General features: G+C 55.4%; 19 protein-coding genes. 2 read left to right on the top strand and 17 right to left on the bottom strand.

Annotated elements, in window-relative coordinates; genetic code table 11:
- Positions 1 to 11: 11 nt before the first annotated feature.
- From rpmE to ACWFTY_RS07455, 15 genes are all read right to left on the bottom strand, one after another.
- On the bottom strand, positions 12 to 242 hold the full coding sequence (rpmE, locus tag ACWFTY_RS07525) for a 50S ribosomal protein L31 (protein WP_067198668.1): 231 nt from the start codon (positions 240 to 242) through the stop codon (positions 12 to 14).
- Between the two features lie 110 nt (positions 243 to 352).
- Positions 353 to 811: a 3-hydroxyacyl-ACP dehydratase FabZ gene (fabZ, locus tag ACWFTY_RS07520; protein ID WP_447526649.1), complete on the bottom strand. Its 459-nt coding sequence runs from the start codon at positions 809 to 811 to the stop codon at positions 353 to 355.
- A 10-nt stretch (positions 812 to 821) separates the two neighbouring features.
- Positions 822 to 1,514 carry an OmpH family outer membrane protein gene (locus ACWFTY_RS07515; RefSeq protein ID WP_447526648.1) on the bottom strand — a complete coding sequence of 231 codons (693 nt, stop codon included), beginning with the start codon at positions 1,512 to 1,514 and terminating at the stop codon, positions 822 to 824.
- On the bottom strand, positions 1,514 to 4,168 hold the full coding sequence (bamA, locus tag ACWFTY_RS07510; protein WP_447526647.1) for an outer membrane protein assembly factor BamA: 2,655 nt from the start codon (positions 4,166 to 4,168) through the stop codon (positions 1,514 to 1,516). Before bamA ends, ACWFTY_RS07515 begins: the two co-directional genes overlap by 1 nt.
- A gap of 134 nt (positions 4,169 to 4,302) precedes the next feature.
- Positions 4,303 to 5,427, bottom strand: a complete 1,125-nt coding sequence (rseP, locus tag ACWFTY_RS07505) for an RIP metalloprotease RseP (RefSeq protein ID WP_447526646.1) — start codon at positions 5,425 to 5,427, stop codon at positions 4,303 to 4,305.
- A complete protein-coding gene (locus ACWFTY_RS07500) occupies positions 5,424 to 6,584 on the bottom strand; it encodes a 1-deoxy-D-xylulose-5-phosphate reductoisomerase (protein ID WP_447526645.1) in 1,161 nt (386 codons plus the stop codon). The genes rseP and ACWFTY_RS07500 overlap by 4 nt, the downstream gene beginning before the upstream one ends.
- Positions 6,581 to 7,384: a phosphatidate cytidylyltransferase gene (locus ACWFTY_RS07495; RefSeq protein WP_447526644.1), complete on the bottom strand. Its 804-nt coding sequence runs from the start codon at positions 7,382 to 7,384 to the stop codon at positions 6,581 to 6,583. The genes ACWFTY_RS07500 and ACWFTY_RS07495 overlap by 4 nt, the downstream gene beginning before the upstream one ends.
- 2 nt (positions 7,385 to 7,386) lie before the next feature.
- Positions 7,387 to 8,097, bottom strand: a complete 711-nt coding sequence (locus ACWFTY_RS07490; RefSeq protein ID WP_447526860.1) for an isoprenyl transferase — start codon at positions 8,095 to 8,097, stop codon at positions 7,387 to 7,389.
- Between the two features lie 53 nt (positions 8,098 to 8,150).
- Positions 8,151 to 8,708, bottom strand: a complete 558-nt coding sequence (gene frr / locus ACWFTY_RS07485; protein ID WP_447526643.1) for a ribosome recycling factor — start codon at positions 8,706 to 8,708, stop codon at positions 8,151 to 8,153.
- A gap of 18 nt (positions 8,709 to 8,726) precedes the next feature.
- Complete coding sequence (pyrH, locus tag ACWFTY_RS07480; protein ID WP_447526642.1) at positions 8,727 to 9,449, bottom strand: UMP kinase; 723 nt, start codon at positions 9,447 to 9,449, stop codon at positions 8,727 to 8,729.
- Between the two features lie 119 nt (positions 9,450 to 9,568).
- Positions 9,569 to 10,492, bottom strand: coding sequence for a translation elongation factor Ts (tsf, locus tag ACWFTY_RS07475; protein ID WP_447526641.1), 924 nt, complete (start codon positions 10,490 to 10,492; stop codon positions 9,569 to 9,571).
- Between the two features lie 111 nt (positions 10,493 to 10,603).
- On the bottom strand, positions 10,604 to 11,524 hold the full coding sequence (gene rpsB, locus ACWFTY_RS07470) for a 30S ribosomal protein S2 (RefSeq protein WP_447526640.1): 921 nt from the start codon (positions 11,522 to 11,524) through the stop codon (positions 10,604 to 10,606).
- 251 nt (positions 11,525 to 11,775) lie between these two features.
- Positions 11,776 to 14,055, bottom strand: coding sequence for a PAS domain S-box protein (locus ACWFTY_RS07465; RefSeq protein WP_447526639.1), 2,280 nt, complete (start codon positions 14,053 to 14,055; stop codon positions 11,776 to 11,778).
- A 364-nt stretch (positions 14,056 to 14,419) separates the two neighbouring features.
- A complete protein-coding gene (locus ACWFTY_RS07460; protein WP_447526638.1) occupies positions 14,420 to 15,214 on the bottom strand; it encodes a CDP-alcohol phosphatidyltransferase family protein in 795 nt (264 codons plus the stop codon).
- Between the two features lie 37 nt (positions 15,215 to 15,251).
- The gene (locus ACWFTY_RS07455) at positions 15,252 to 15,986 is read right to left on the bottom strand and encodes a phosphatidylserine decarboxylase (protein ID WP_447526637.1); all 735 of its coding nucleotides are present in this window, start codon (positions 15,984 to 15,986) and stop codon (positions 15,252 to 15,254) included.
- A gap of 194 nt (positions 15,987 to 16,180) precedes the next feature.
- On the opposite strand from ACWFTY_RS07455, the gene ACWFTY_RS07450 reads away from it, so the two are divergent.
- A complete protein-coding gene (locus ACWFTY_RS07450) occupies positions 16,181 to 17,407 on the top strand; it encodes an NADP-dependent isocitrate dehydrogenase (RefSeq protein WP_447526636.1) in 1,227 nt (408 codons plus the stop codon).
- On the opposite strand, the gene ACWFTY_RS07445 is transcribed toward ACWFTY_RS07450, so the two are convergent.
- A complete protein-coding gene (locus ACWFTY_RS07445) occupies positions 17,402 to 18,625 on the bottom strand; it encodes an FAD-dependent oxidoreductase (protein WP_447526635.1) in 1,224 nt (407 codons plus the stop codon). The genes ACWFTY_RS07450 and ACWFTY_RS07445 overlap by 6 nt on opposite strands.
- Before the next feature lie 62 nt (positions 18,626 to 18,687).
- Between ACWFTY_RS07445 and ACWFTY_RS07440 the strand changes: the two genes are divergently transcribed.
- Positions 18,688 to 20,517 carry a cation:proton antiporter domain-containing protein gene (locus ACWFTY_RS07440; protein WP_447526634.1) on the top strand — a complete coding sequence of 610 codons (1,830 nt, stop codon included), beginning with the start codon at positions 18,688 to 18,690 and terminating at the stop codon, positions 20,515 to 20,517.
- Here ACWFTY_RS07440 and alaS read toward each other — a convergent pair.
- The gene (alaS, locus tag ACWFTY_RS07435; RefSeq protein WP_447526633.1) at positions 20,495 to 23,143 is read right to left on the bottom strand and encodes an alanine--tRNA ligase; all 2,649 of its coding nucleotides are present in this window, start codon (positions 23,141 to 23,143) and stop codon (positions 20,495 to 20,497) included. The two genes, ACWFTY_RS07440 and alaS, sit on opposite strands and share 23 nt — an antisense overlap.
- Between the last annotated feature and the right edge of the window lie 55 nt (positions 23,144 to 23,198).

Below are 23,198 nucleotides of genomic sequence, written 5' to 3'. Positions count from 1 at the left end.
CTCGATAAAGATCAGCTCTTTTTGAGCGACAAACCACCAAAGCGCTTGTTGAAGCGAGCCACCTGGCCACCTTGATCGAGCAGACGCTGGTTGCCGCCGGTCCATGCAGGGTGCGAGGAAGGATCAATATCCAACTGCAGCGTGTCGCCTTCTTTGCCCCATGTTGAACGGGTTTCAAAAGTCGTGCCATCGGTCATCTGAACGGTGATCATGTGATAGTCTGGATGCGTATCGGATTTCATTTTCGGCTCCTAAACAGGCTGGTTACCGACCAGACCCAAAGCGAATAAATTTAACGGAAGCGGCGCATTAACCGCGGAATGACAAAAGGGCAAGATTCTTTTGAAAAAGCCTATGCTGCGGGAGGGTCGGCTATCATCGCGGTAAAGCTCGCTTCTGCAGCCAGCTTGTCGCCAATCATCGCCCGTCCGGAAAATTTGCAAACGCGCGCGCGCTTCTGCTCGAATTTCACGTTCAAGGACAGCAGGCAACCCGGCTCCACAGGCTGACGGAATTTCGCGCCGTCTATCGCCATGAAATAAACCAGCTTGCCCGATCCGACCATGTCAAAGCTTTCCATCGCGAGAACGCCGGCTGCCTGAGCCAGCGCCTCGACAATCATCACACCGGGCATGATTGGACGACCGGGGAAATGTCCCTGGAAAAAGCCTTCGTTCATCGTGACAGCTTTCACCGCCCGAATGGACTCGTCTTTTACGAGTTCTTCCACCCGGTCAACCAGAAGCATGGGATAGCGATGCGGTAGCACCGCCATCACCCTGGTTACATCATAATCGAGAAGCTCGGTCATCAGCGATCAACTAGCGACTGGCTGGCTGAGCAGCAGGCGGTTGTTGTTGCTGAGCCTGAGCCGCCTGATTACGGGCACTAGCTACCAGCAGCTGCTGCAGTTGCTGATGAAGCGCAACGGTATTGCGCTGCGGTTGCCAATCTGCACCGGGCGTCGTGCTGACGGTCGGAATTCTTGCGTCCAAAGCCGCGGTGATGGCATCGGTTACGTCAATCTGGGAAGGAGCATAGAGAAATACTTCAGGATCCAGAATAACGCTGATTTTCTTGTCCGCGACCACTTTTTGCTGGGCATTGCCATATTCAGAAAAAATGCCTTCAACCGCAAACATCTGGGCCTTGATTGCCGGAGTTTGCAATTTCTGGATTTCATTTTCTTCCGTCTGGATGGTCTGCAAAACGGGGTTTTTCGCCTTTACCGCAGCATCAAGCTCTTCCTGCGTCAATTGCTTGTCGTTGTTCGTATCCAGCTGCGCGCGCAATCCGTTGAGGGTTTTATTACGGGCATCGATCTGGTCGAAATAGGACTTATATTGTGTGCCGATTTGCGAATAGGCAGCCGAGAAAGCTTTTGTCTTGGCAATGGCGACCGTGGGGTTCGCCGTAGCAATGCCGGAAACCTGAGCGTTCGCGACCGAACCAAAAGCCAATGGCGCAGCAGTTACAGTGAGAACGGTGAGTGCAGTTTTAAAAAAACGTGTCATCAGAATTGTGTTCCTACGTTGAAAGTGAATAATTTGGTATCATCGCCCGGCTCTTTCAACAGAGCCTTGGCTATATCGATCCTGAATGGACCAAATGGTGAATTCCAGTTCACACCAAAGCCTACGGACAAGCGTGGACTTATTGTATCACCAAAGAAACGTTCGGTGAAGCTGGTAGCGATCGGATTGGCGATACCGTTAGTCGTTGCATCGAACGTGGTTGCCGCCGCCCCGTTGGCATCGGTGGTAAGGTAAAGCGGCGCAGCAGCTCCCGTGGGCGACGCATTACCCTGACTGTCAAGAGTGCTGAATGACTGGGTCTGAGCGTCTGTCAGTAGCAGAGGCTGGGTCACATTGAAGACGGCTCCGACATCGAGAAAGATCGACGGCCGCAAGCCAAGTTCACTGGCACCGGAACCGAGCGGAATTTCCAGTTCTGCACGCCCCAGATAATAAGCGCGACCACCGATCGCATCATCGGTTTGCGTAGCACTGCTGGCATCCGCGATCATGTTGATCGGATTACCACTGGTGTCGAGCCCGGGAATGGTTGTCGAACGTACAACGCGTGGACCAACACCGCGGATGTCGAAACCGCGAATTTGCGGTTCACCCAGGAAAAAGCGGTCTGTCAGCCGGACGTCGTCAATACCGTCACCCGGAGTCTGCGAGCGCTTTTCCAGCGGATGGATATATCCGCCTTCAGCCTTGGCTGTAAAGATGAAGTCGCCCAGGACACGCCAGTGCTTGGACGCATTAAAACGGCCGCGGAGATATTTGACACTGCCGCCCAGACCGGCGAAATCGACACTTCCAACCACGGTCTGGCCGCGGGTTGGCCGGATACGATTGTCCCGGTCATCATAAATCAGCGAAGCGCCGACCGAGGATGTGGTGCGATTGCCCAGTGCGTCGCAAAGAAAGCGCCCTGCGATTAGCGGGTCACAAGCATCTGCGTTGCTGTTTCCCCTGATCCCGTCTCCATTGCTATCCGTGAAATATAGCGACGGTTCCAGCGTCACATCATCCTGGCTGAGGCCATAGCGAAATGATGCAGAGAGATATTCGGTGATCGGCACGCCCGCCCGGACCTGGAAACCCGTGGTCAGCTGCTCGAAGGTTGTTTCGCGGCTATTGTTGACGAAATTAAAGCTGTTCAGGTCGCGGCGAAACAGGTCGACGCCGACCGCGATATTCCGGTCGAACAAATAGGGTTCGGTGAAACCGAGTTCGATTGATTGCGAATAGCTCGAATAGCTGACACTTGCGCGCAGCTCCTGACCTTTGCCGCGGAAGTTGCGTTGGCGCACGGACGCCTGGAGAATGAAATTCTCGACGCTGGAGAAACCTGCGGAAAGTTGCAGTTCGCCGGTCGCCTTTTCTTCAACATTGGCTTCCAATATGATGCGGTCGGGCGCGCTACCCTGCTTCTGCTCGATTTCCAGATCTTCCTGGAAGAAGCCGAGCGATTTGATACGGTTGGCGGACCGCTTGACCTGGAAGCTGTTGAACGCGTCACCTTCATTCAGGCGGAATTCCCGGCGTACAACCTTGTCCTGGGTCAGAGTGTTGCCGTTGATATCGATCCGTTCGACATACACACGGTCACTTTCCGCGACCTGGAAGAGAACATCCATGGTCAACGTTTCTTTGTTCCGCGTAAATTGCGGACGGACATCAGCGAAAGCATAGCCGAAAAGTCCGGCGGTTTCTGACAACCGCTCGACGGTATCTTCAACCTGCTTGGCGTCGTAAAAGTCTCCGGCTTTCATCGGCAATTGCGGCGTTAGGAATTCGGGAGTGAAATCGCGGATGTCGCTTTCAACCGACACTTCGCCAAACTGATACCGCTCACCTTCTTCAAGCACATAGGTGATGATGAAGTCACGCTTGTCCGGCGTAAGCTCGGCTACAGCCGAGATGACGCGAAAATCTGCATAGCCTTCGGTCAGATAGAACTGACGCAATTTTTGCTGGTCGAAAGCGAGACGATCCGGATCATAAGTGTCACTGGAACTGAAGAAACGATAGAAGCGCGATTGCTTGGTAACCATTTCCCCGCGCAGCTTGCCGTCTGAAAATTCTTCATTCCCGATGATGTTGATCTGCTGAACCTTGGACTTTGGTCCTTCATTGATCTCGAAAACAATATCGACGCGATTCTGGTCCAGTTGAACCATCTTCGGTTCAACATTCGCCGCGAAGCGGCCCTTGCGCTTATAGAGCTCGACGATCCGGGCCACGTCGGCGCGGACTTTTGAACGTGTAAATATCTGTCGTGGAGCCAGCCGGATTTCAGGATAGATCTTGTCTTCCTTGATCCGCTTGTTGCCTTCCAGCAAGATGCGGTTGATCACCGGATTCTCGACAACCTCGATGATCACGGCACCCTGATTGTTCCGGATGCTGACATCCTTGAACAATTCCGTCCCGAACAGATCCTTCAGCGCCTGATCGGCAGATTCTTGCGTATAGGGCTGGCCGGTCCGCAGTTTCATATAGGACAAGACCGTGGTCGGCTCCAGTCTCTGGGCACCATTGACCACAATCGTACGGATAATATCTTCAGCAGGAGCCGCTGGCGCGGCTTGCGCCGCTTCCTGCGCTAGCGCCTGCGAAGAAACCGCTGCGCCACTCAAAATAGTGCCGCACATTAACAAGGGCAAAAGCCGCTTTTTATGATCCACAGACAAACTCGCTTTCACACCATAAATAAAAATGAAACTGACACCAAGGCACCAACTTCGCCAACCCCCTGCCCCAATGCAGCGTGTCAATCAATGGCCAATCAGCCGGAGATAGCTCGGAACACGCCAAATGACGATAAATCGTTAAATGTCACCACCAGCATGAACACCATGACCAATGCGAACCCGGACCGGAACGCCCATTCTTGTACCTTCGGACTGGCAGGCTTCCTCCGAACCGCTTCCAATGCATAGAACATCAAATGCCCTCCATCGAGCATCGGGATTGGCAGCAGGTTGATGAACCCCAAGTTAATTGAGATCAGCGCTACAAAAAGAATGAAGCTTTCCAGCCCCAGTTTGAACTGCTCGCCGGAAACCTGGGCAATTTTGAGCGGCCCGCCAAGTTCCTTGATAGAACGCTTGCCCGTGATCACCTGCCCGAGAGTGGTGACGATCTGATCCACGATGCCGATTGTTTTCTCCACGGCGACGGCAGGCGCTTCGAGCGGAGTGACTTCGCGCCACTCGACTTTGCTGGATGACATACCCAACATGCCGAGCCGATATTCGTTACCGAACCGGTCCTTCATTATATGAACGCCGATAGTGGCCTGCTTGGCGATGCGCTGGCCATCCCGTTCGTAGACGATTTCGACATTCTGATCGGGGATCAGAATCATTTTCTGCCGCAAATCCTCAAACAGATCAATTTTATCTCCGTCGACCGACACAATCCGGTCGCCGGGCTTCATGCCAATCGCCGCCGCCGTCGAATCCGGGGAAATTTCCTGCGCAACCGGCAGGGTTGCGCTGGTGCCATAAGCGATGACAAAGCCCATGATGATCAAAATGGCGAAGATGAAATTGATCGCCGGTCCCGCAAACACGATCGCGGCGCGCTTCCAGAGTGATTTGGACTGGAAGGTTTGATTGCGTTCCGCGGCCGGCAGGCTCAGCCACTCTATACTCTTTGTCCCTGCCGGGTCCATATCTCCGGCAAACTGGACATAACCGCCGAGTGGCAACATGCCGATTTTCCAGCGCGTTCCGCGTTTGTCGGTCCACCCGGTAATTTCTTTGCCAAAACCGATCGAAAAGGTCTCAGCCTTGACGCCACACCAGCGCCCGACCAGATAATGCCCCATTTCGTGCACGAACACGAGCACGCCAATGACGATCAGAAATGAGAATAAATAAATCAAAATACCGGGATTGTCCGTCAAACCTTCAATTCCTCAACCAGCTGTTCGGTCCGAACGCGGGTCTCTTTGTCTATCGCAAAAATATCCGCCAACTCACTAGGGTCTGGCGGGCTATAACTATCTAACAGCCGCGATACAATCTCTGTGATGTCCAGAAACTGAACCGCACGATTCAGAAATGCAGCAACGGCGACCTCGTTGGCCGCATTCAGCATCGCCGGCTTGGCACCGCCCGCCATGATTGCGGCTCGCGCAATTTTGGTGGCCGGGAAGCGATTTTCATCGGGCTGCTCGAAATCCAGCCTGGCGATTTCGGCCAAATTAAGCGGCTGGCAATTGGTGGTCATCCGGTCCGGCCATGCCAGAGCGTTGGCAATCGGTATCCGCATATCTGGCGAGCCTAGCTGCGCCAGTGTCGAACAATCCCGATATTCGACCATGGAATGAATCACCGACTGCGGATGCACCAAAATTTCGATGTTTTCGAGACCGACCGGAAAAAGATGATGGGCCTCGATCAACTCCAGCCCCTTGTTCATCATCGTCGCGCTGTCGACAGATATTTTCGCGCCCATATCCCAGTTGGGATGCGCAACCGCCTGCTCCGGCGTGACGTCGGCCATCTGTTCGCGCGACCACGTCCGAAACGGCCCGCCGCTGGCGGTCAGGGTAATCTTGCGGACCTGATCGATCCGGCCGCCCTGCAGGGCCTGGAATATCGCATTATGCTCTGAATCCACCGGCAACAGGGTAGCACCGGCTTTTCTTGCCTCGGTGATCATCAAGGCACCTGCGGAAACCAGGGCTTCCTTGTTGGCCAGAGCCACCGTCTTGCCGCAACGCAGGGCTTCGAGTGTGGGCGGCAGCCCGGCACAACCGACAATCGCCGCCATCGTCCAGTCTGCGCCCAGAGCCGCCGCGGCGATCAGCGCATCCGGACCGCTTGCGGCCTCGATTGACGTTCCTGCCAGTTGCTGCTTGAGTTCGGGATAGGCGGCGTCGTCTGCAACCACTGCGATCTCTGCAGAAAATTCCTTGGCCAGAGCGGCAAGCTGCGCAGCGTTGCCGTTGGCGGTCAGGGCAATGATATTATATTGCTCCCGATGCTGGCGAACAAGATCCAGAGTCGACAGGCCCACCGATCCTGTTGCACCAAATATCGAGATCGATTTGGTCATGACAGGCTGGGCCAGTTTTCGACCAGCATGATCACGGCAACGACCGGCGCGACCGGAATCAAACCGTCGAGACGATCCATCACGCCGCCATGGCCAGGGAAGATTGTCCCGCTATCCTTGGCACCCGCTTTTCGCTTGAGCCAGCTTTCGAACAAGTCACCCATTTGCGCCAACGCCGCCAGGGGAATGCTGAGCAGCACCAGATGGAAGGGCAGCCCCCAATAGATATGCAGTAGGAAACTCAGCGCCGCTGTCAGGACGACGCCACCGATCAAGCCGGCCCAGGTTTTGTTGGGACTGACTTGCGGTGCCAATTTGGGTCCACCGATCGCACGACCGGAAAAATATGCACCTATATCCGTCGCCCAGACCAGAGCAAGCGTCCACAGCATGATAAGAATGCCGTTATCAATTTCGCGCAAGAAGAGGATCGCAAGAGCCGGAAGGCCGGCGTAGATCACACCCGCAGCGAGCTTGATCGAGCGGTCGAATACCGCGACAAACATTGCAGCCCCGAAAATCAGGCAGAGCGCCAAAAATGATGGGCCCGCAGCCCAGGGAGACATGATCGCCAGGGGAACGGACAGTGCATACATGGCGAGCAGTCGTTTCTCGCGACGCCCTGTCAGCCCTGCCCACTCACTCATGATTCCAAGCGACATCAGCACCGCCAGCAACCAGAGATACATGCCACCAAAATAACCCGCCAGCAAGGCGGCCACAATCAATAGAACGCCGACAATGATGCGGGTTTGCAATTCATTGGCCTTGCCGGGGGCTGGTGCAGCTGGTTTAGCCATGTTCAGCGTCCACCAAAGCGTCGTTCACGATTGCCAAATGACTGCAATGCCTTTTCAAGCTCGGCCTTGTCGAAATCGGGCCAGAGCGTATCGGTAAAATAAAGTTCCGAATAAGCCGCCTGCCACAAAAGGAAATTGGACAGACGCAATTCGCCGGAGGTCCTGATCAGCAGATCCAGCGGTGGCAGACCGGCCGTATCCAGCGCACCCGAAATATGATCGAGACTGATCGCTTCCGGCTTCAGCTCGCCTTGCTTTACATTGGTCGCGATATGCTGGACCGCGCGCAGCATTTCGTCCTGCGCGCCATAGTTAAGCGCTACCGCCAGCGTCATCTTGTCATTCCCGGCCGTTTTCTCGATCGCATTGTCGATCATGCTGACAATATCGGGATCCAGCGCTTTATAATTGCCAATGACCGTCAACCGCACGCCATTTTCGACAAATTCATCAATATCCGACTGTATATATTGCCGCAGCAACCCCATGAGATCGCTGATTTCCTCTTCCGGCCGGTTCCAGTTTTCGGATGAGAAGGCATAGAGCGTCATCGCTTCGATGCCCATTTTTCCGGCTACGCGGACAATATTGCGGACCGCCTCGACACCTTTCTTGTGCCCTAGGGCGCGCGGCAAATGCTTGCGCTTCGCCCACCGTCCGTTGCCGTCCATGATGATCGCGACATGACGTGCACCATATGTCGGGTCGGATATCCCGGCCTTGGCTGGGACCGAGTCTGAAGAACCATTTTTTGAACGCGTAAGCTTCACTGCGTCAGAATTTCCTGTTCCTTTGCATCCGCCAGCTTGTCGGCTTCCGCAATCATCTCGTCGGTCAGCTTCTGAACTTCGGTCTCGAGCCGTTTCCGGTCGTCTTCGCTGATTTCCTTCTTATTCTCGTCGGCTTTCAGGTCATCCATACCGTCCCGCCGGACGTTGCGAATGGCGATACGGGCTTTCTCGGCAAACTGTCCGGTCAGTTTTGCGAGATCCTTACGCCGCTCTTCGGTCAGATCTGGAATAGGGAGCCTGACATTGGGTCCGTCAGTCATCGGGTTCAAACCAAGCCCCGCGGAGCGGATTGCCTTTTCCACGGGCTGGACATTGGCCTTGTCCCACACCTGAACAGACAACATACGCGGCTCGGGCACCGAAACAGTGGCCACTTGATTGAGCGGCATTTTCGAACCGTAAACCTCGACCGTAATCGTATCCAGAAGAGCGATATTAGCCCGTCCGGTACGCAGGCCGCTCAAATCATGCTTGAGCGCCTCCAGCGTACTATTCATCCTCGTTTGCAGATCGGCTTTGTCATATTTTGCCATTGCTGGTTCCTCTAAATTTTATTCAGTTGTCCCGACCATGGTCGCAGTGCCACCACCGCCCAAGACGGTTGCAAGATTGCCCTGCTCCCGGATCGAGAACACGACGATCGGTATCTTGTTTTCACGGCAGAGCGCCACGGCACTGGCGTCCATGACCTTCAGATTATCGCTCAAGACGCGATCGAAGCTCAATTCTTCATAGCGGGTCGCGTTCGGATCGATTTTCGGATCGGCGTTATAGACGCCATCGACACTGGTGCCTTTAAAAAGCGCTTCGCAGCCCATTTCCGCAGCGCGCAATGCAGCAGCGGTATCGGTTGTGAAATAGGGGTTGCCTGTTCCTGCTGCAAAAATAACGATGCGGCCCTTTTCCAGATGCCGCACGGCCTTGCGGCGAATATAGGGTTCGCACACGCTCGCCATCGGTATGGCGGACAGGACCCGCGTGTCGCAGCCCATCTGTTCAAGTGCATTCTGGACGGCGAGCGCATTCATCACGGTTGCCAGCATACCCATATAATCGGCGCTGGTCCGCTCAAAGCCCTTTGCCGCCGCAGCCAGACCCCGAAAAATATTGCCGCCGCCGACCACCAGGCAAAGCTCAAATCCTGCCTCTTTTGCAGATTTCACTTCGTTCGCGATGCGGTTGACCGTTTCCGGGTCAATCCCGAATTCGCTCGAGCCCATCAGGACTTCACCAGAAAGCTTCAGCAAAATGCGCTTGAACGCCGGTCGTTTCATGCAAATCCCATCCTGCCGGAATCAATGCCCGGCCCCAAAAACAGATATGGCGCAGACCATAGATAGTCCGCGCCATGCTGCCAAGCGTTACCGCTTGAAATATTCAATCGGTTGCTCGATTAGCCGGCAACCGCAGCAGCGACTTCTGCTGCAAAATCTTCTTCTTTCTTCTCAATGCCTTCGCCAAGCTGGAAACGGACATATTCCGTCAGCTTGATTTCTGCGCCGGCATCTTTTCCTGCTTGCTCCACAACCTGAGCGACAGGCGTCTTGTTATCCATCACGAACGTCTGGCTGAGCAGCGCATTTTCCTTGGCAAATTTTGCCATCGCGCCATCGACCATTTTTTCGACGATATTGTCAGGCTTGCCGGACTCGGCTGCCTTTTCGGTAGCAATTGCGCGTTCACGAGCGAGCAATTCCGGATCAAGGCCGTCTGCGTTCAGAGCCAGCGGGAATGCGGCGGCGATATGCATCGCAATCTGCTTGCCGAGTGGTTCGAGAACATCAGCGCCAGCGGTGCTTTCCAGCGCAACCAGCACGCCGATCTTGCCCATCGTGGGAGTGACTGCATTGTGAACATAGGGAACGACGAGGCCGCTGGAAACCGCAACGGTTTTCATACGACGGATCGCCTGGTTTTCACCAATTGTCGCAATATTGTTGGTCAGCACTTCTTTTACGGTACCGCCGGAAGGATAATCCGCAGCGGCAAGCGCTTCGATATCATCTTCGTTCAGGCCCAGCGCAACGCCTGTTACCTTGGCAACGAAATCCTGAAACTGCTCGTTTTTAGCGACGAAATCGGTTTCGCTGTTCACTTCAACGGCGACACCCTTGGTGCCTTCGACGGATACGCCGACAAGGCCTTCAGCCGCTGTACGGCTCGATTTTTTCTGTGCGGCGGCGAGACCTTTGGTCCGCAACAGGTCAACCGCTGCTTCGACGTCACCATTGGTTTCGCTCAGTGCCTTTTTGCAATCCATCATGCCCGCACCGGTGCGCTCACGCAGTTCTTTCACTGCTGCTGCTGTAATAGCCATTATTCGTTCCTCAATTTCTTGACCGGGAAATGTGAAATTGGGGCGACAAAAATGCCGCCCCGTATTTATTCTATTACGGTCAATATATGACCGCAGAAAGAAGCTTCAAGTTCAGGCTTTTTCGCCTGCCTTTTCGTCAGCTTTTTCCGGAGCCGCTTTTTCTTCAGCTTTCGGTTCTTCTACCGGAGCTTTTTCAGCCGCCGTCATTTCTGCTGCGATGTCCGCAATATCGGCAACCGCTGCTTCTTCGCCAGAAACCATCGCGCTTGCATTGGCTTCGCTCGAAACGATCTGCTCGACCGGAGGAGCAACCGCTGCTCCAAGATCTGCACCAGCTGCAACCATAGCGTCCTGGCCGCCCTTGGTGGCTGCCGCAGCAACGGATTCGCAATAAAGCCGAATCGCACGCGCGGCATCATCATTGCCCGGTACCGGGAAAGCGATGTTGCTTGGATCAACGTTCGAATCGAGAATCGCGACAACCGGAATGCCCAGAACATTGGCTTCCTTGATGGCGAGTTCTTCCTTGTTGGCATCGATCACGAACATGACATCGGGAATGCCGCCCATGTCACGGATACCGCCAAGCGAAAGCTCCAGCTTGATGTGCTCGCGCGTCATCTGCAGGACTTCTTTCTTGGTAAAGCCAGCGGTGTCACCACCGAGCTGCTCTTCCAGGGTTTTCATCCGGCGGATCGAGTTGGAAATCGTTTTCCAGTTGGTCAGCATGCCGCCGAGCCAGCGATGGTTTACGAAATGCTGGCCACTTGCGCGGGCTGCTTCAGCGATAGGCTCTTGCGCCTGACGCTTGGTACCGACGAACAGGACCTTGCCGCCAGCCGAAGCGGCATTGGCGATAAAATCAAGTGCCCGTGCGAACAAGGGCACGCTCTGCGAAAGGTCAAGAATGTGGACACTGTTGCGGGCGCCAAAGATGTACGGTTTCATCTTCGGGTTCCAGCGGTGGGTCTGGTGGCCGAAGTGAGCTCCGGCTTCAATCAATTGCTGTAGGGTGACGACAGGGGCCGCCATAATATTTCTCCTTATCCGGTTATGCCTCTGGAAAGCTGAGAACCTCAAACGACCTTAAAGACCGCTATCGGCACCGGTATGAGTGCTTTCCATGTGGAATGAGCGTGCCGTTAAGGTGAAGCTGAGAAAAATGCAACCACATTTTGCGCGAAGACGAGAACTTCTCCACAACCACAACCTGACGGATCAGTTGGCGACAAACGCATAACCACGTGCCGCACATTGCCTGGCGGTGACCCGGCATATTTCGGTCAGTGGGTTTGACGGGCCTCCTGGTTTACCGTCGGTTCAAGCAACTGCCCCAGTTCTTTAACCAGGAGCGCTGATTGAATCGGCTTTGCCAGATGAGGAGAATCGCTAAATATATCAGGCCGGTCTTCTCTGCTACGCCCCGAGATCGAGAGATAAGGCGTTCCTGTTTCGGAAAGCAGCTTGGCAATGGGCGCCGATGTCTCTTTACCCAAATTTATATCCAGCACCGCAGCATCGCACCTCTCATTCTCCAATATGGCAAGCGCCCCTGCGGCCGTGGCTACCGGGCCAAAAATTTCGAATCCGGTAGCCTTCAATATTTCGGCTATTTCCATTCCAATCAGTATTTCGTCTTCCACGACCAAAATGCGGCGGGAATCCGAAGTAGACGATTGCCCCGTGTGGGAAGCAACCCGCGATTGCTGGCTCGATATCTCCAGATTATCGAGAACCTTCTCGGCCGGGCAGCTTACATGGCAGGCAAGACCGGTCGGGAGCCAGTCCATAATGACATCGCCATTGATGCTGGCTTCCAATATCTGGTCAATCACCGTGGAGCCGAAACCGTTCCGGGACGGCTTCGTGACTTCCGGCCCTCCCCGTTCGATCCAATCCAGCAACAGTCGTTGCTCAGAGACGCCGCTTCCGTCGAGCTTCCAGCCGATTTCGATCGTACCGTCTTCGTTGGACAGCGCGCCATATTTCGCAGCATTTGTAGCGAGTTCATGCAACGCCATGCCAATCGCCTGCGCCGCCGGAGCTGTGATCTTGAGCGACGGACCTGATAATTTTATCCGCGCTCCGAATATGTCCTGAAAATGTCCCAGCTGCGATCTGACGAGTTCATCCAGCGGCACATTCTGCCAATAGCTGTTCACAAGAACATCATGACTTGCGGAAAGCGCGAGAATGCGTTCGTCAAAACGCTGCGCGAATGTGTGGGCGTCATTTGCGGCGGTCTGGCGCGCAATCACCTGCACCAGCGTCAGCATGTTTTTCGCCCGGTGGTTAACCTCTCCCATAAGCAGTTGCTCGCGCGCTTCTGCGAGTTTCCGGTCACTTATGTCATGGGCAATTTTTGATGCGCCAACGATCTTCCCTGCAGAATCGAAAATCGGCGAAACGGTGACAGACACGTCTACTTCCCGCCCATCCCGGCACAATCGTACCGTTTCGTAATTATTGACCTGCTCGGCGCGACTGATCTGCGCGAGTATATCTTCCTCTTCATTCTGCCGGTCAGCAGGGATGAGCAGGCGAATGGACTTTCCGATCATCTCCTCTGCCGAATAGCCGAAGATTTTTTCCGCTCCGTTGTTCCAGCTTCTGATCGTCCCGTCCAAAGTCTTGGATATGATCGCTTCGCTGGAGCAGGAGACAATGGCTGCAAGATGGGCTTGCGCTTCTTCTGCACGTTTCCGATCGGTGATATCGCTAATCGAAGCATAAAAAAGATTTTCAATGCCAGGGAAAAACTGCACCTGCACCGCAACGTCATAGACGGAACCGTCTTTTCGCTGATGCTGCGTTTCAAATAGCTGGTTTGCAACCTCGCCCTTCCGTAGCGGCGTTACATGCTGAATGAATTCGTCCTTGGTGAATTGGGGCTTGATATCCCAGGGCGTCAATCGACGAAGTTCCTCCATGGAATAGCCGAGATTTTCCCGTGCTCCCCGGTTTACCAACTCGAAATGATAGCTGTCCGCATCGAAAATATACACTTCACTGACCGAATCTTCGACAATACGCCCGAGCCGTTCGTTCAGAGAAGCTGTCGCCAGCCGCTCCAGTTCAGCCGCTGCGCGCCCGGAAAACACTTCAATCACTTCGGAAGCCTGTTCTACATTTTCAAACGGCTTTTCATCCAGCACGGACAGCAGGCCCAGAACTTCCCCCGACGATCTCCGCAACGGCGTTCCAACATAGCTTACAGCGCCCATGTCTTTCAGCATCTGGTCCCGCGGAAAGAGATCGGCAATATTATCGGGATAACAACAGGCGCCATCCCCCACGATATTTTCACAGGGACTGTCTTTCAGATCATATTCGAAATTGTCACCAGGCCCGTTGTCCCATACCGCGACCGTACAAGCTTTCCCGCGATCAACCGGATGAAGAGTGCTCAAAAGCACCCATCGAGCCGAAAGCGCTTCTGCCAGCGCTTCTACCATGACCGGGAAAAATGCCTCTCCCACGACTTGGGAGCAGGAGGCCAATTTGGCCTGAATGGATGGAAAGGAAGAAACAGAGCTTTTTGTCGGCTGTGTAAATTGAACCATCGATCAGTTCCCAAAGAATAACGAGATAAAAGGTTCCTGTGGTTACTGCAATAGATTCTTGGGGTCGACGCACGTCGGCCGTCCCGGATTCTCGAAGGTTTTCGAATAGCGCTTGACAATGAGAACAGAAATGGAACATTAAGGGTTCATCAAAAGAACAAACGGGATTGTCACATGCTTGCTATCGCCATCTCAACCTTTTTTGCCCTCGCCTTTTTGGGCTCGGTCGCCGTCATTACGATGATGTTTTTCCAATATCGTGACAGGATCTCGGATGTCATTCAGAGCGAGTTGAATGGCCACCGGCCCGAAACCGTTATCCCGCCGACAGCCTATCGCCACCGGACGGTCAAAGCGCCACAGCTTATGACCCAGCATCGCTCGCTGCAGCCCGCTCCGCTGCGCGCTGCCGCTTGACCCTTGCATAGCTGCGGACGCTGAATGGAATCATTATCAGATAGATGATACTGATCGCTGACAGCATGATCCACGGTGAATTGATCAGCGCAACACCGATCAAGGCGATGATAGCAATCGCTTCCAGCCTGATATTCTTTCGCAGACGCAAGGAAGACCAACTGTAGGTCGCGGTGTTGGACAGCATCAGAAAAGCAATCAGAACGATCCAGGGAGATACTATCGCATAATGGCGGAAGATTTCCTGATCGGTTATCATCCAGAGATAGAGCGGCAGCATTGCCAAGCCGGCGCCTACCGGTGCCGGAATTCCGGTAAGAAAGCCTGCAGATTTATGCGGCTGATCTTCATCATCGATCAAGGCGTTGAAGCGCGCCAGCCTGAGGGCACAGGCGACCACCATCGTCAGTGCCAGCACCCAGCCGAATTGCGGCATATATTGAGTCGACCAGAGGTACATCACCAGCGCCGGCGACACACCGAAGGCGATCACATCGGACAGCGAGTCGAGTTCCGCGCCAAAGCGGCTCTGCGCATTCAACAACCGGGCAATCCGGCCATCAAGGCCGTCCAATATGCCAGCCAGCACAATCGCTGCGGCTGCCAGCACCCAATTGTCCATATAAGCGAAACGAACGCTGCTCAAACCCACGCAAAGCGCCAGCGCGGTCACCGCGTTCGGAACAAAGGCACGCAGCGGAATACCGCGTTCGGGGCGTTTCATCGAACCTTTGCCAGCCATCAGCGTTGCTCCATCCGGCCATCAGCCCGCCCGGAGGTCATTGGCCGACGCCTTCAATTTCTTTTGTCTGGCCGATCACGGCAAGCACGGTTTCCCCGGCAATGGCCCGCTGCCCCAGAACAACATTCGGTTCCGTTCCCTTGGGCAAATAGACATCAACCCGGCTGCCAAAGCGGATCAGTCCGATTCGCTGTCCGGCGGCAACGAAGTCGCCTTCCTTAACAAAGGCCATGATCCGCCTGGCCACCAGCCCCGCAATCTGGGTAAAGCCGACCTTCAGGCCGTCATTGCGTTCGACCATGAAATGCTGCCGTTCATTTTCGTCGCTGGCCTTGTCGAGGTCCGCGTTCAGAAATTTTCCGGAAATATAGGCCTGGCGTTTCACGGTTCCTTCAATCGGAGTCCGGTTAACATGGACATCAAACACACTCATGAAAATCGAGACACGGATCAGCTCTTCGCTGCCAAGACCGCCCTCGCCCTGCAATTCGACCGGTGGCGTAACCGGCATGATAAGGTTCACCAGACCATCGGCAGGCGCGATGATATATTTTTCATCGAGCGGCGTAACCCGCTTGGGATCTCGGAAAAACGCCAATATCCAGACGGTTATGCCGGCCATGGGCCAGGCAAGAGTTTCCCAGGCCATGAGCGCAAAAAACACGGTGATGACTCCCGCGATGACTGCAAATTTGCGGCCCTCAGGATGAATCGGCGGGAAAGACCATTTAGCCTCGCCCAACCCCTTGTTTGAATATTTCTCGATTGCCATGACCGCTACTTAGTGGCGGGCCCTTGTTCTGACAACACTCCCGTTGATATATTGAAAATTCAATATCGGGATTTTGCCCGACCGCCAGCAAATCGACCCCGCAACTCTGGGTTGAACAAATGGCAATCTTTGCTAAGAGGCTGGCAACATCATTCCTCCCTACTTGTTCCCGTTTCAGGAAAGAAATAAACGATATGTCGAAAATCAAGGTCAAAAACCCGGTCGTCGAAATTGACGGCGACGAAATGACTCGCATCATCTGGCAATGGATTCGCGAGCGGTTGATTGAACCTTATCTCGACATTGATTTGCATTATTATGACCTTTCCATCGAGGTCCGCGATGACACAAACGACAAAATCACGGTCGACGCGGCCAATGCGATCAAGAAGCACGGCGTTGGCGTAAAATGCGCGACGATTACCCCCGACGAAGACCGGGTCGAGGAATTTGGCCTGAAGCGGATGTGGAAATCGCCAAACGGCACCATTCGCAACATTCTCGGCGGCGTTGTATTCCGCGAACCAATCGTGATCGACAATGTCCCGCGTCTCGTACCGGGCTGGACCGATCCTATCGTTGTCGGCCGTCATGCCTTTGGCGACCAATATCGTTGCACAGACTTCAAGGTACCCGGACCCGGCAAGCTTCGGCTGATCTGGGAAGGCGACAACGGCGACAAGATCGACGAAGAAGTATTCCAGTTCCCGTCCCCCGGCATTGCCATGGCGATGTACAATCTGGACGACTCGATTCGCGATTTCGCCCGCGCTTCGATGAACTATGGCCTGAACCGCGAATGGCCAGTCTATCTGTCGACCAAGAACACGATCATGAAAGCCTATGACGGCCGCTTCAAGGATCTGTTCGAAGAAATCTTCCAGGCCGAATTCAAGGACAAGTTCGACAAGGCCGGCATCACCTATGAACATCGTCTGATCGATGACATGGTCGCTTCCGCTCTGAAATGGAGCGGCAAATTTGTCTGGGCTTGCAAAAACTATGACGGCGACGTCCAGTCGGACACGGTCGCGCAGGGCTTCGGTTCGCTTGGCCTGATGACCTCGGTTTTGATGACCCCGACCGGAGATTGCGTCGAAGCAGAAGCGGCGCATGGTACGGTTACCCGCCACTATCGCCAGCATCAGCAAGGCAAGGCGACATCGACCAATCCGATCGCGTCGATCTTTGCCTGGACCCGCGGCCTGATTTACCGCGGAAAATTTGATGATACGCCTGATGTCACGCGCTTTGCCGAAACACTGGAGCGCGTCTGCATCCAGACCGTTGAAAATGGCGACATGACCAAGGATCTAGCGATCCTTATCGGTCCTGACCAATCCTGGATGACGACCGAACAGTTTTTTGAAGCCGTTCGCTCCAATCTGGAAACGGAAATGGAAAACTGGCAGAAGTCATAACGGTTTAACGGGGTTTTCGGGCGAGTGGATATCCTCTCGCCCGAATCCCAGACCGACGACGCGGCCGGGAATACGGCGCAAAAACGCCACCCGGTTTAACAGCCTTAATATTAAAAACGGTCTTTCGATCGGCTTGGTACGTCGCAAAAGCGGCGCAATGACCTTGTCCTGCGCAAATTTCTGCAATGCCTGCATCCGGCGCACCGGTTTTATTCTGCGCGCATAAACCTGCTCCAGCAGCGGATCGGGATTATCTCCCCTAGCCATTGGAGCGGCCAGGACATTCGCGGCGGTTACCGCGTCCTGAACAGCAATATTGATTCCGACGCCAGCAATCGGTGACATGGCATGGGCAGCGTCACCAATCGCCAGCAAACCGGGGCGATGCCAGCGCTCCAGTCGATCAAGCGCCACTTCCAGCATTTTGACCTGATCCCAACTGGCGATCTGGCTAAAAGCCCCGGCCAGGTCGGGAACCAGCGACCGTAAGCCCGCGCGAAAGGCCTCCAGCCCGGCGGCTTTCACTTCGTCAGCCTGCCCCTTGTTGAATATATAGGCGCATTGATAATAGTCCTGGCGATCGATCATCACCATGAACCGGCCCGCCAGAACCGTCCCGAAAACGTCGCCACCAGCATTGTCCGGTTTGTCGACCCGAAACCAGAAAACGTCCATTGGCGCGCCGATATTCCGCAACGGCAATTCGGCTTTGCCGCGCAACACCGATCGCCTGCCGTCCGCAGCAATGACCAGTTTTGCGTCGAGAATTTGCCCGTCGGCGGTCTCAACGCCGCACACACGCTCAGCATTGTCATAGACCAGGCCCACCGCTTCGGTTTCCATGTGCAAATCAAACCCGGGATATTGCTTTGCCTTGCCGGTAATGAAGTTGAGTAAATCCCATTGCGGCATCATCGCAATATAGGGCGCCGCTACCGGCAAATGCCGGAAATCCAATACTTTCATCTGCCGCCCCGCGATGTGGATGGAGGCCTGATCCACTCTGCTGTGCGGCAGTTGCAGCAAATCATCCAGCATTCCCAATTGATGGAAAAGCTCCAGCGTCGAAGGATGAACCGTATCGCCTCGGAAATCCCGCAGAAAATCGGCATGTTTCTCCAGCACAGCCACTTTCAGGCCAGCACGGGCGAACAGCAAGCCCGCCATCATCCCGGCAGGGCCGCCGCCAACTATTACAATGTCACGCTTCTCATTCATGATTCGCCTCCACCGCAATGTAACCTGCTGACAAATAGCATCGTTCGTATATAGAGTCGCCCATGCACAGTCCGCTCGAAAACCCAGCCTTCATCGACGCCATCGTAATCCTCGGTGCCGCCGGGATCGTGATCCCTGCCTTTGCGCGTTTTCGAATCACGCCAATCATCGGGTTCATTCTGGTCGGCGTTTTGCTCGGCCCATCCGGATTGGGCTCACTCCAGGGTCAGTATAGCTGGTTGCAATTTGTAACAATCAACGATCGCGAGGCTATCGAGCCCTTCGCCGAGATGGGCATCATATTATTGCTCTTTTCCATTGGTCTGGAGCTCTCGTTCAAGCGCCTCTGGTCCTTGCGCCGCCTCGTCTTTGGCGTCGGTGCTGCGGAATTGCTGGCATCCGGCCTGATCATCGGTTCTGTCCTGTATCTTCTCGGCCAGAATTCAGCCGGTGCCCTCGGCCTCGGGCTGGCATTGGCACTCTCCTCAACCGCCCTGGTTCTCCCCATGTCGGGCACCAAAAGTCCGGTCGGACGAGCCGCTCTGGCCATGCTCCTGTTCGAGGATGTCGCCATCGTTCCGATCATTTTCCTTCTCGGTGCCATCTCTCCGGCGATAACTGCCGATGGCGGGTGGGATGATCTCGGACGTACGTTGTTGATGGGTGGCGCAGTGATTATTGGCATGCTGGTCCTCGGCCGGCTGCTTCTACCCCGCATCTTTGCGCAAGCGGCCCGCACCAAAAGCCCGGAACTGTTCCTTGCCGTCAGCTTGCTGGTCATCATCCTGGCCAGTCTGGCAACCGCCGCTACCGGCCTTTCGCCGATCGTGGGCGCCCTGCTCGCTGGCCTGCTGATCGCGGAAACCGAATATCACGGTGAAGTGGAAGTCATCACCCAGCCATTTAAAGGCCTGGCGCTTGGCGTGTTTCTGATCACCGTCGGCATGCAGATCGATATTCGCGTGATCATCGCCAACTGGTCGGATTTGCTGATCGCTGTGGTCGGGGTTGTATTGATCAAGGCCGTCGTCACCAGCAGCCTGCTCCGCGTTGCCGGTGCCCGTCCTGGCACCGCGACCGAAGCCGGCGTTTTGATGTCCAGCCCGTCTGAAACCACCTTGATCGTATTGGCCGCAGCGACGCAAGCCCAACTGATCCAGCCACAGACGGCAGCCTTCTGGCAGATTGTAACCGCCATCGGACTGACCATCACCCCCTTGCTCGCCCGCTTTGGCCATGACATCGCCCGGCGGATGGAAATGCGCAGCGGTGGGGGTGCAGCGGCGGATGAATTGCCTGTGGAAGCCCAGCAGACCATCATCATCGGCTTTGGCCGGGTCGGCAAGCTGATCGCTGATCTGCTGACAACCCATAATCAGAAATATCTGGCGGTCGAAACCAACATCGATACGGTCGCCAAGGCCCGGCGCGACGGCTATCCGATCATGTTCGGCAATGTCTCTCGCAACGAAATGCTCGACCGATTGCGGCTGGGCCATGCAAAGGCTCTGGTGCTGACGATGGACGAGCCCGTTCTCTCGGTACAGATCGTCAAAAAGGTCCGGGCCTGGGTGCCCGACCTGCCGATTATCGCAAGGGCAAGAGACATTGAGCATGCCGCCGAGCTCTATCAGGCCGGCGCGACCAATGCCGTGCCCGAGGCGCTCGAGGGCTCCCTGCAATTGTCAGAGGCCGTGCTCGTTGAAAATGGCGTTGCGATGGGCCCTGTAATCGCCTCGATCCATGAACTGCGCGATATCTACCGCAAGCAGATTCAGGAAGACGGAGATCTGGAACAAGAACCCAAGCTGAAATCCTACTCCACTTCCAAAGGGCAGGCGACAGCCGACGATCTGGTGCCGGACGGCCTCAGCCCGCAAGAACAGACCTGATAGCGGCAATCGCGTCATCCGCTTTGGCGCCATCGGGACCACCGCCCTGCGCCATATCCGGACGGCCGCCGCCGCCCTTGCCGCCAACCGCAGCCACCCCGGCCTGAACCAGATCAACCGCGCTGAAGCGTTCGGTCAGATCATCGGTTACACCAACGGCAACGGTTGCCCGACCATCGTTCACCGCGACCAGCGCGCTTACACCGCTCGAGAGTTGCTTCTTCGACTGGTCGATCAGGCCGCGCAATTCCTTGGGATTCAACCCCTGGATGACCTGGCCAACAAAAGCAGTATCGCCAACGGTTTCCGTTTCCGCCGTTTTCGCGCCGCCGCCATCGCCGGCCAACGCCAGAGCCTTTTTCGCCTCGGTCAGTTCGCGTTCAAGCTTCTTGCGTTCGTCGATCAATATGGCAACGCGATCCGCGGCCTCTTCGGGTGATGCCTTCAGCGCTGCAGCAATCGACTTCAGCTTGGCATCACGATCAGCAAGCCAAAGCCGTGCCGCTTCGCCGGTCAGCGCTTCGATCCTTCTCACGCCACTGGCAACGGCAGATTCCGAAACGATCACCATCAGACCGATATCGCCTAAAGCATGGACATGAGTGCCGCCGCATAGCTCTACCGAATAGTCGAGATCAACCTCACGGCCCATCGAAAGAACCCGCACTTCATCGCCATATTTCTCTCCGAACAGAGCGAGCGCGCCTGCGGCGACCGCGTCATCGGGACTCATCAAGCGGGTGGTGACCGGGCTGTTGCCACGAATCTGCGCATTCACATCCGCTTCAACAGCTTTCATTTCGGAATCGGTCAGCGCCGAGACGTGCGAAAAATCGAAACGCAGACGATCCGGGGCAACAAGACTGCCCTTCTGCGTCACATGGTCGCCGAGATGATGGCGCAGCGCCTTGTGCAACAAATGGGTAGCGCTATGATTGGCGCGAAGCGTAGTGCGCCGGTCTGCATCCACCATGAGATGGACCATATCGCCGACCGACACGGAGCCCGACCTGATTTCAATCTGATGTGCGTGGAGCCGTCCGAGCGTCTTTCTGGTGTCGGTCACGGTGGCTGCGAAACCGTCCGCGCCGGAAATTTCGCCAGCATCGCCCATCTGGCCGCCGCTTTCGCCGTAAAACGGCGTCTGGTTGGTCAGCAACGTGATCGTATCGCCGCTCTGGGCGGTTTCGATTTCTGCGCCGTCCTTGACCAGAGCGACAACGACGCCCTCGCCTTCCTCGGACGTATAACCGGTAAATTCGGTGCTACCTTCGCGTTCGGCTATGTCGAACCAAACCGTGTCGGAAGCCTGGTCGCCGGAGCCTTTCCAGGCGGCGCGGGCAGCTGTTTTCTGCTCTTCCATCGCCTCGTCAAAGCCTTCGCGATCCACACCAAGCGATTTGGCGCGCAATGCGTCCTCGGTCAGGTCATACGGGAAACCGAAAGTATCATAGAGTTTGAACGCGGTTGCGCCGGGCAGGATATCACCTTCGCCCATGTCGGCGATTTCGGCATCGAGCAGCTTCAGGCCATTGGCCAATGTCTGGCGGAAATTGGTTTCCTCGCGCAGCAACGTCTCTTCGATCAGCGGCTTGGCGCGGATCAGTTCGGGAAATGCATTGCCCATTTCGCCGGTCAGCGAACCGACCATACGATGCATCAACGGATCCTTGGCGCCGAGCAAATGGGCGTGGCGCATCGCCCGGCGCATGATCCGGCGCAGCACATAGCCGCGCCCCTCGTTGGATGGCAGCACGCCGTCGGCCACCAGAAAAGAGGATGCCCGCAAATGGTCGGCTATCACCCGGTGGCTGGCCTGATTGTCACCGGTCGTGACCGTGCCGGTCAGCGAACCGGATTCGGCGATCAGCGCCTTGAACAGGTCAATGTCATAATTGTCATGCACACCCTGCATGACCGCAGCAACGCGCTCGAGTCCCATGCCGGTATCGATCGAGGGTTTGGGCAGATCGACGCGGTCGCCTTCCCCGCGCTGGTCATATTGCATGAACACGAGGTTCCAGATTTCGACAAAGCGATCGCCATCCTCGTCCGGACTGCCCGGAGGGCCACCGGCAATATGCGCGCCATGATCGTAGAATATCTCGCTGCAGGGACCGCAAGGACCGGTATCGCCCATCGACCAGAAATTGTCATTAGTCGCGATGCGAATGATCCGCTCGTCCGGCAACCCGGCAATTTTCTTCCAGAGGTCAAAGGCTTCGTCGTCGGTATGATAGACGGTCACGGTCAACCGGTCCGGCGAAATACCCCAGACCTTTGTAATCAGGGTCCACGCATGAACAATCGCCTGCTCCTTGAAATAGTCGCCAAAGGAGAAATTCCCCAGCATCTCAAAGAAGGTATGATGGCGCGCGGTATAGCCGACATTATCGAGGTCATTATGCTTGCCGCCGGCGCGAACGCATTTCTGGCTCGATGTCGCGGTGGAATAAGAGCTCTTCTCCGCTCCGGTGAAGATATTCTTGAACGGGACCATCCCCGCATTGATGAACATCAGCGTCGGATCATTATAAGGAATGAGCGGCGACGAAGGGACGATCTCGTGACCTTCGGCCGCGAAATAGTCCAGAAAAGAGCGTCTTATATCATTGGTGGTTTGCATGAAATCGACTTAGGCGACCGATCTGCCGTTGACAATCCCGAGAATGGATCAAAAC

It is taken from the genome of Parasphingorhabdus sp. NYA22 (assembly GCF_976973735.1).
This window is presented reverse-complemented; position numbering and strand designations above follow the sequence as displayed.

Bases quoted from the DNA above. Each gene is read 5' to 3' on its own strand.
- rpmE (WP_067198668.1), bottom strand. From the start codon at position 242: ATGAAATCCGATACGCATCCAGACTATCACATGATCACCGTTCAGATG.
- fabZ (WP_447526649.1), bottom strand. From the start codon at position 811: ATGACCGAGCTTCTCGATTATGATGTAACCAGGGTGATGGCGGTGCTA.
- ACWFTY_RS07515 (WP_447526648.1), bottom strand. From the start codon at position 1,514: ATGACACGTTTTTTTAAAACTGCACTCACCGTTCTCACTGTAACTGCT.
- bamA (WP_447526647.1), bottom strand. From the start codon at position 4,168: ATGTGCGGCACTATTTTGAGTGGCGCAGCGGTTTCTTCGCAGGCGCTA.
- ACWFTY_RS07500 (WP_447526645.1), bottom strand. From the start codon at position 6,584: ATGACCAAATCGATCTCGATATTTGGTGCAACAGGATCGGTGGGCCTG.
- ACWFTY_RS07495 (WP_447526644.1), bottom strand. From the start codon at position 7,384: ATGGCTAAACCAGCTGCACCAGCCCCCGGCAAGGCCAATGAATTGCAA.
- frr (WP_447526643.1), bottom strand. From the start codon at position 8,708: ATGGCAAAATATGACAAAGCCGATCTGCAAACGAGGATGAATAGTACG.
- pyrH (WP_447526642.1), bottom strand. From the start codon at position 9,449: ATGAAACGACCGGCGTTCAAGCGCATTTTGCTGAAGCTTTCTGGTGAA.
- tsf (WP_447526641.1), bottom strand. From the start codon at position 10,492: ATGGCTATTACAGCAGCAGCAGTGAAAGAACTGCGTGAGCGCACCGGT.
- rpsB (WP_447526640.1), bottom strand. From the start codon at position 11,524: ATGGCGGCCCCTGTCGTCACCCTACAGCAATTGATTGAAGCCGGAGCT.
- ACWFTY_RS07465 (WP_447526639.1), bottom strand. From the start codon at position 14,055: ATGGTTCAATTTACACAGCCGACAAAAAGCTCTGTTTCTTCCTTTCCA.
- ACWFTY_RS07460 (WP_447526638.1), bottom strand. From the start codon at position 15,214: ATGGCTGGCAAAGGTTCGATGAAACGCCCCGAACGCGGTATTCCGCTG.
- ACWFTY_RS07455 (WP_447526637.1), bottom strand. From the start codon at position 15,986: ATGGCAATCGAGAAATATTCAAACAAGGGGTTGGGCGAGGCTAAATGG.
- ACWFTY_RS07450 (WP_447526636.1), top strand. From the start codon at position 16,181: ATGTCGAAAATCAAGGTCAAAAACCCGGTCGTCGAAATTGACGGCGAC.
- ACWFTY_RS07445 (WP_447526635.1), bottom strand. From the start codon at position 18,625: ATGAATGAGAAGCGTGACATTGTAATAGTTGGCGGCGGCCCTGCCGGG.
- ACWFTY_RS07440 (WP_447526634.1), top strand. From the start codon at position 18,688: ATGCACAGTCCGCTCGAAAACCCAGCCTTCATCGACGCCATCGTAATC.
- alaS (WP_447526633.1), bottom strand. From the start codon at position 23,143: ATGCAAACCACCAATGATATAAGACGCTCTTTTCTGGACTATTTCGCG.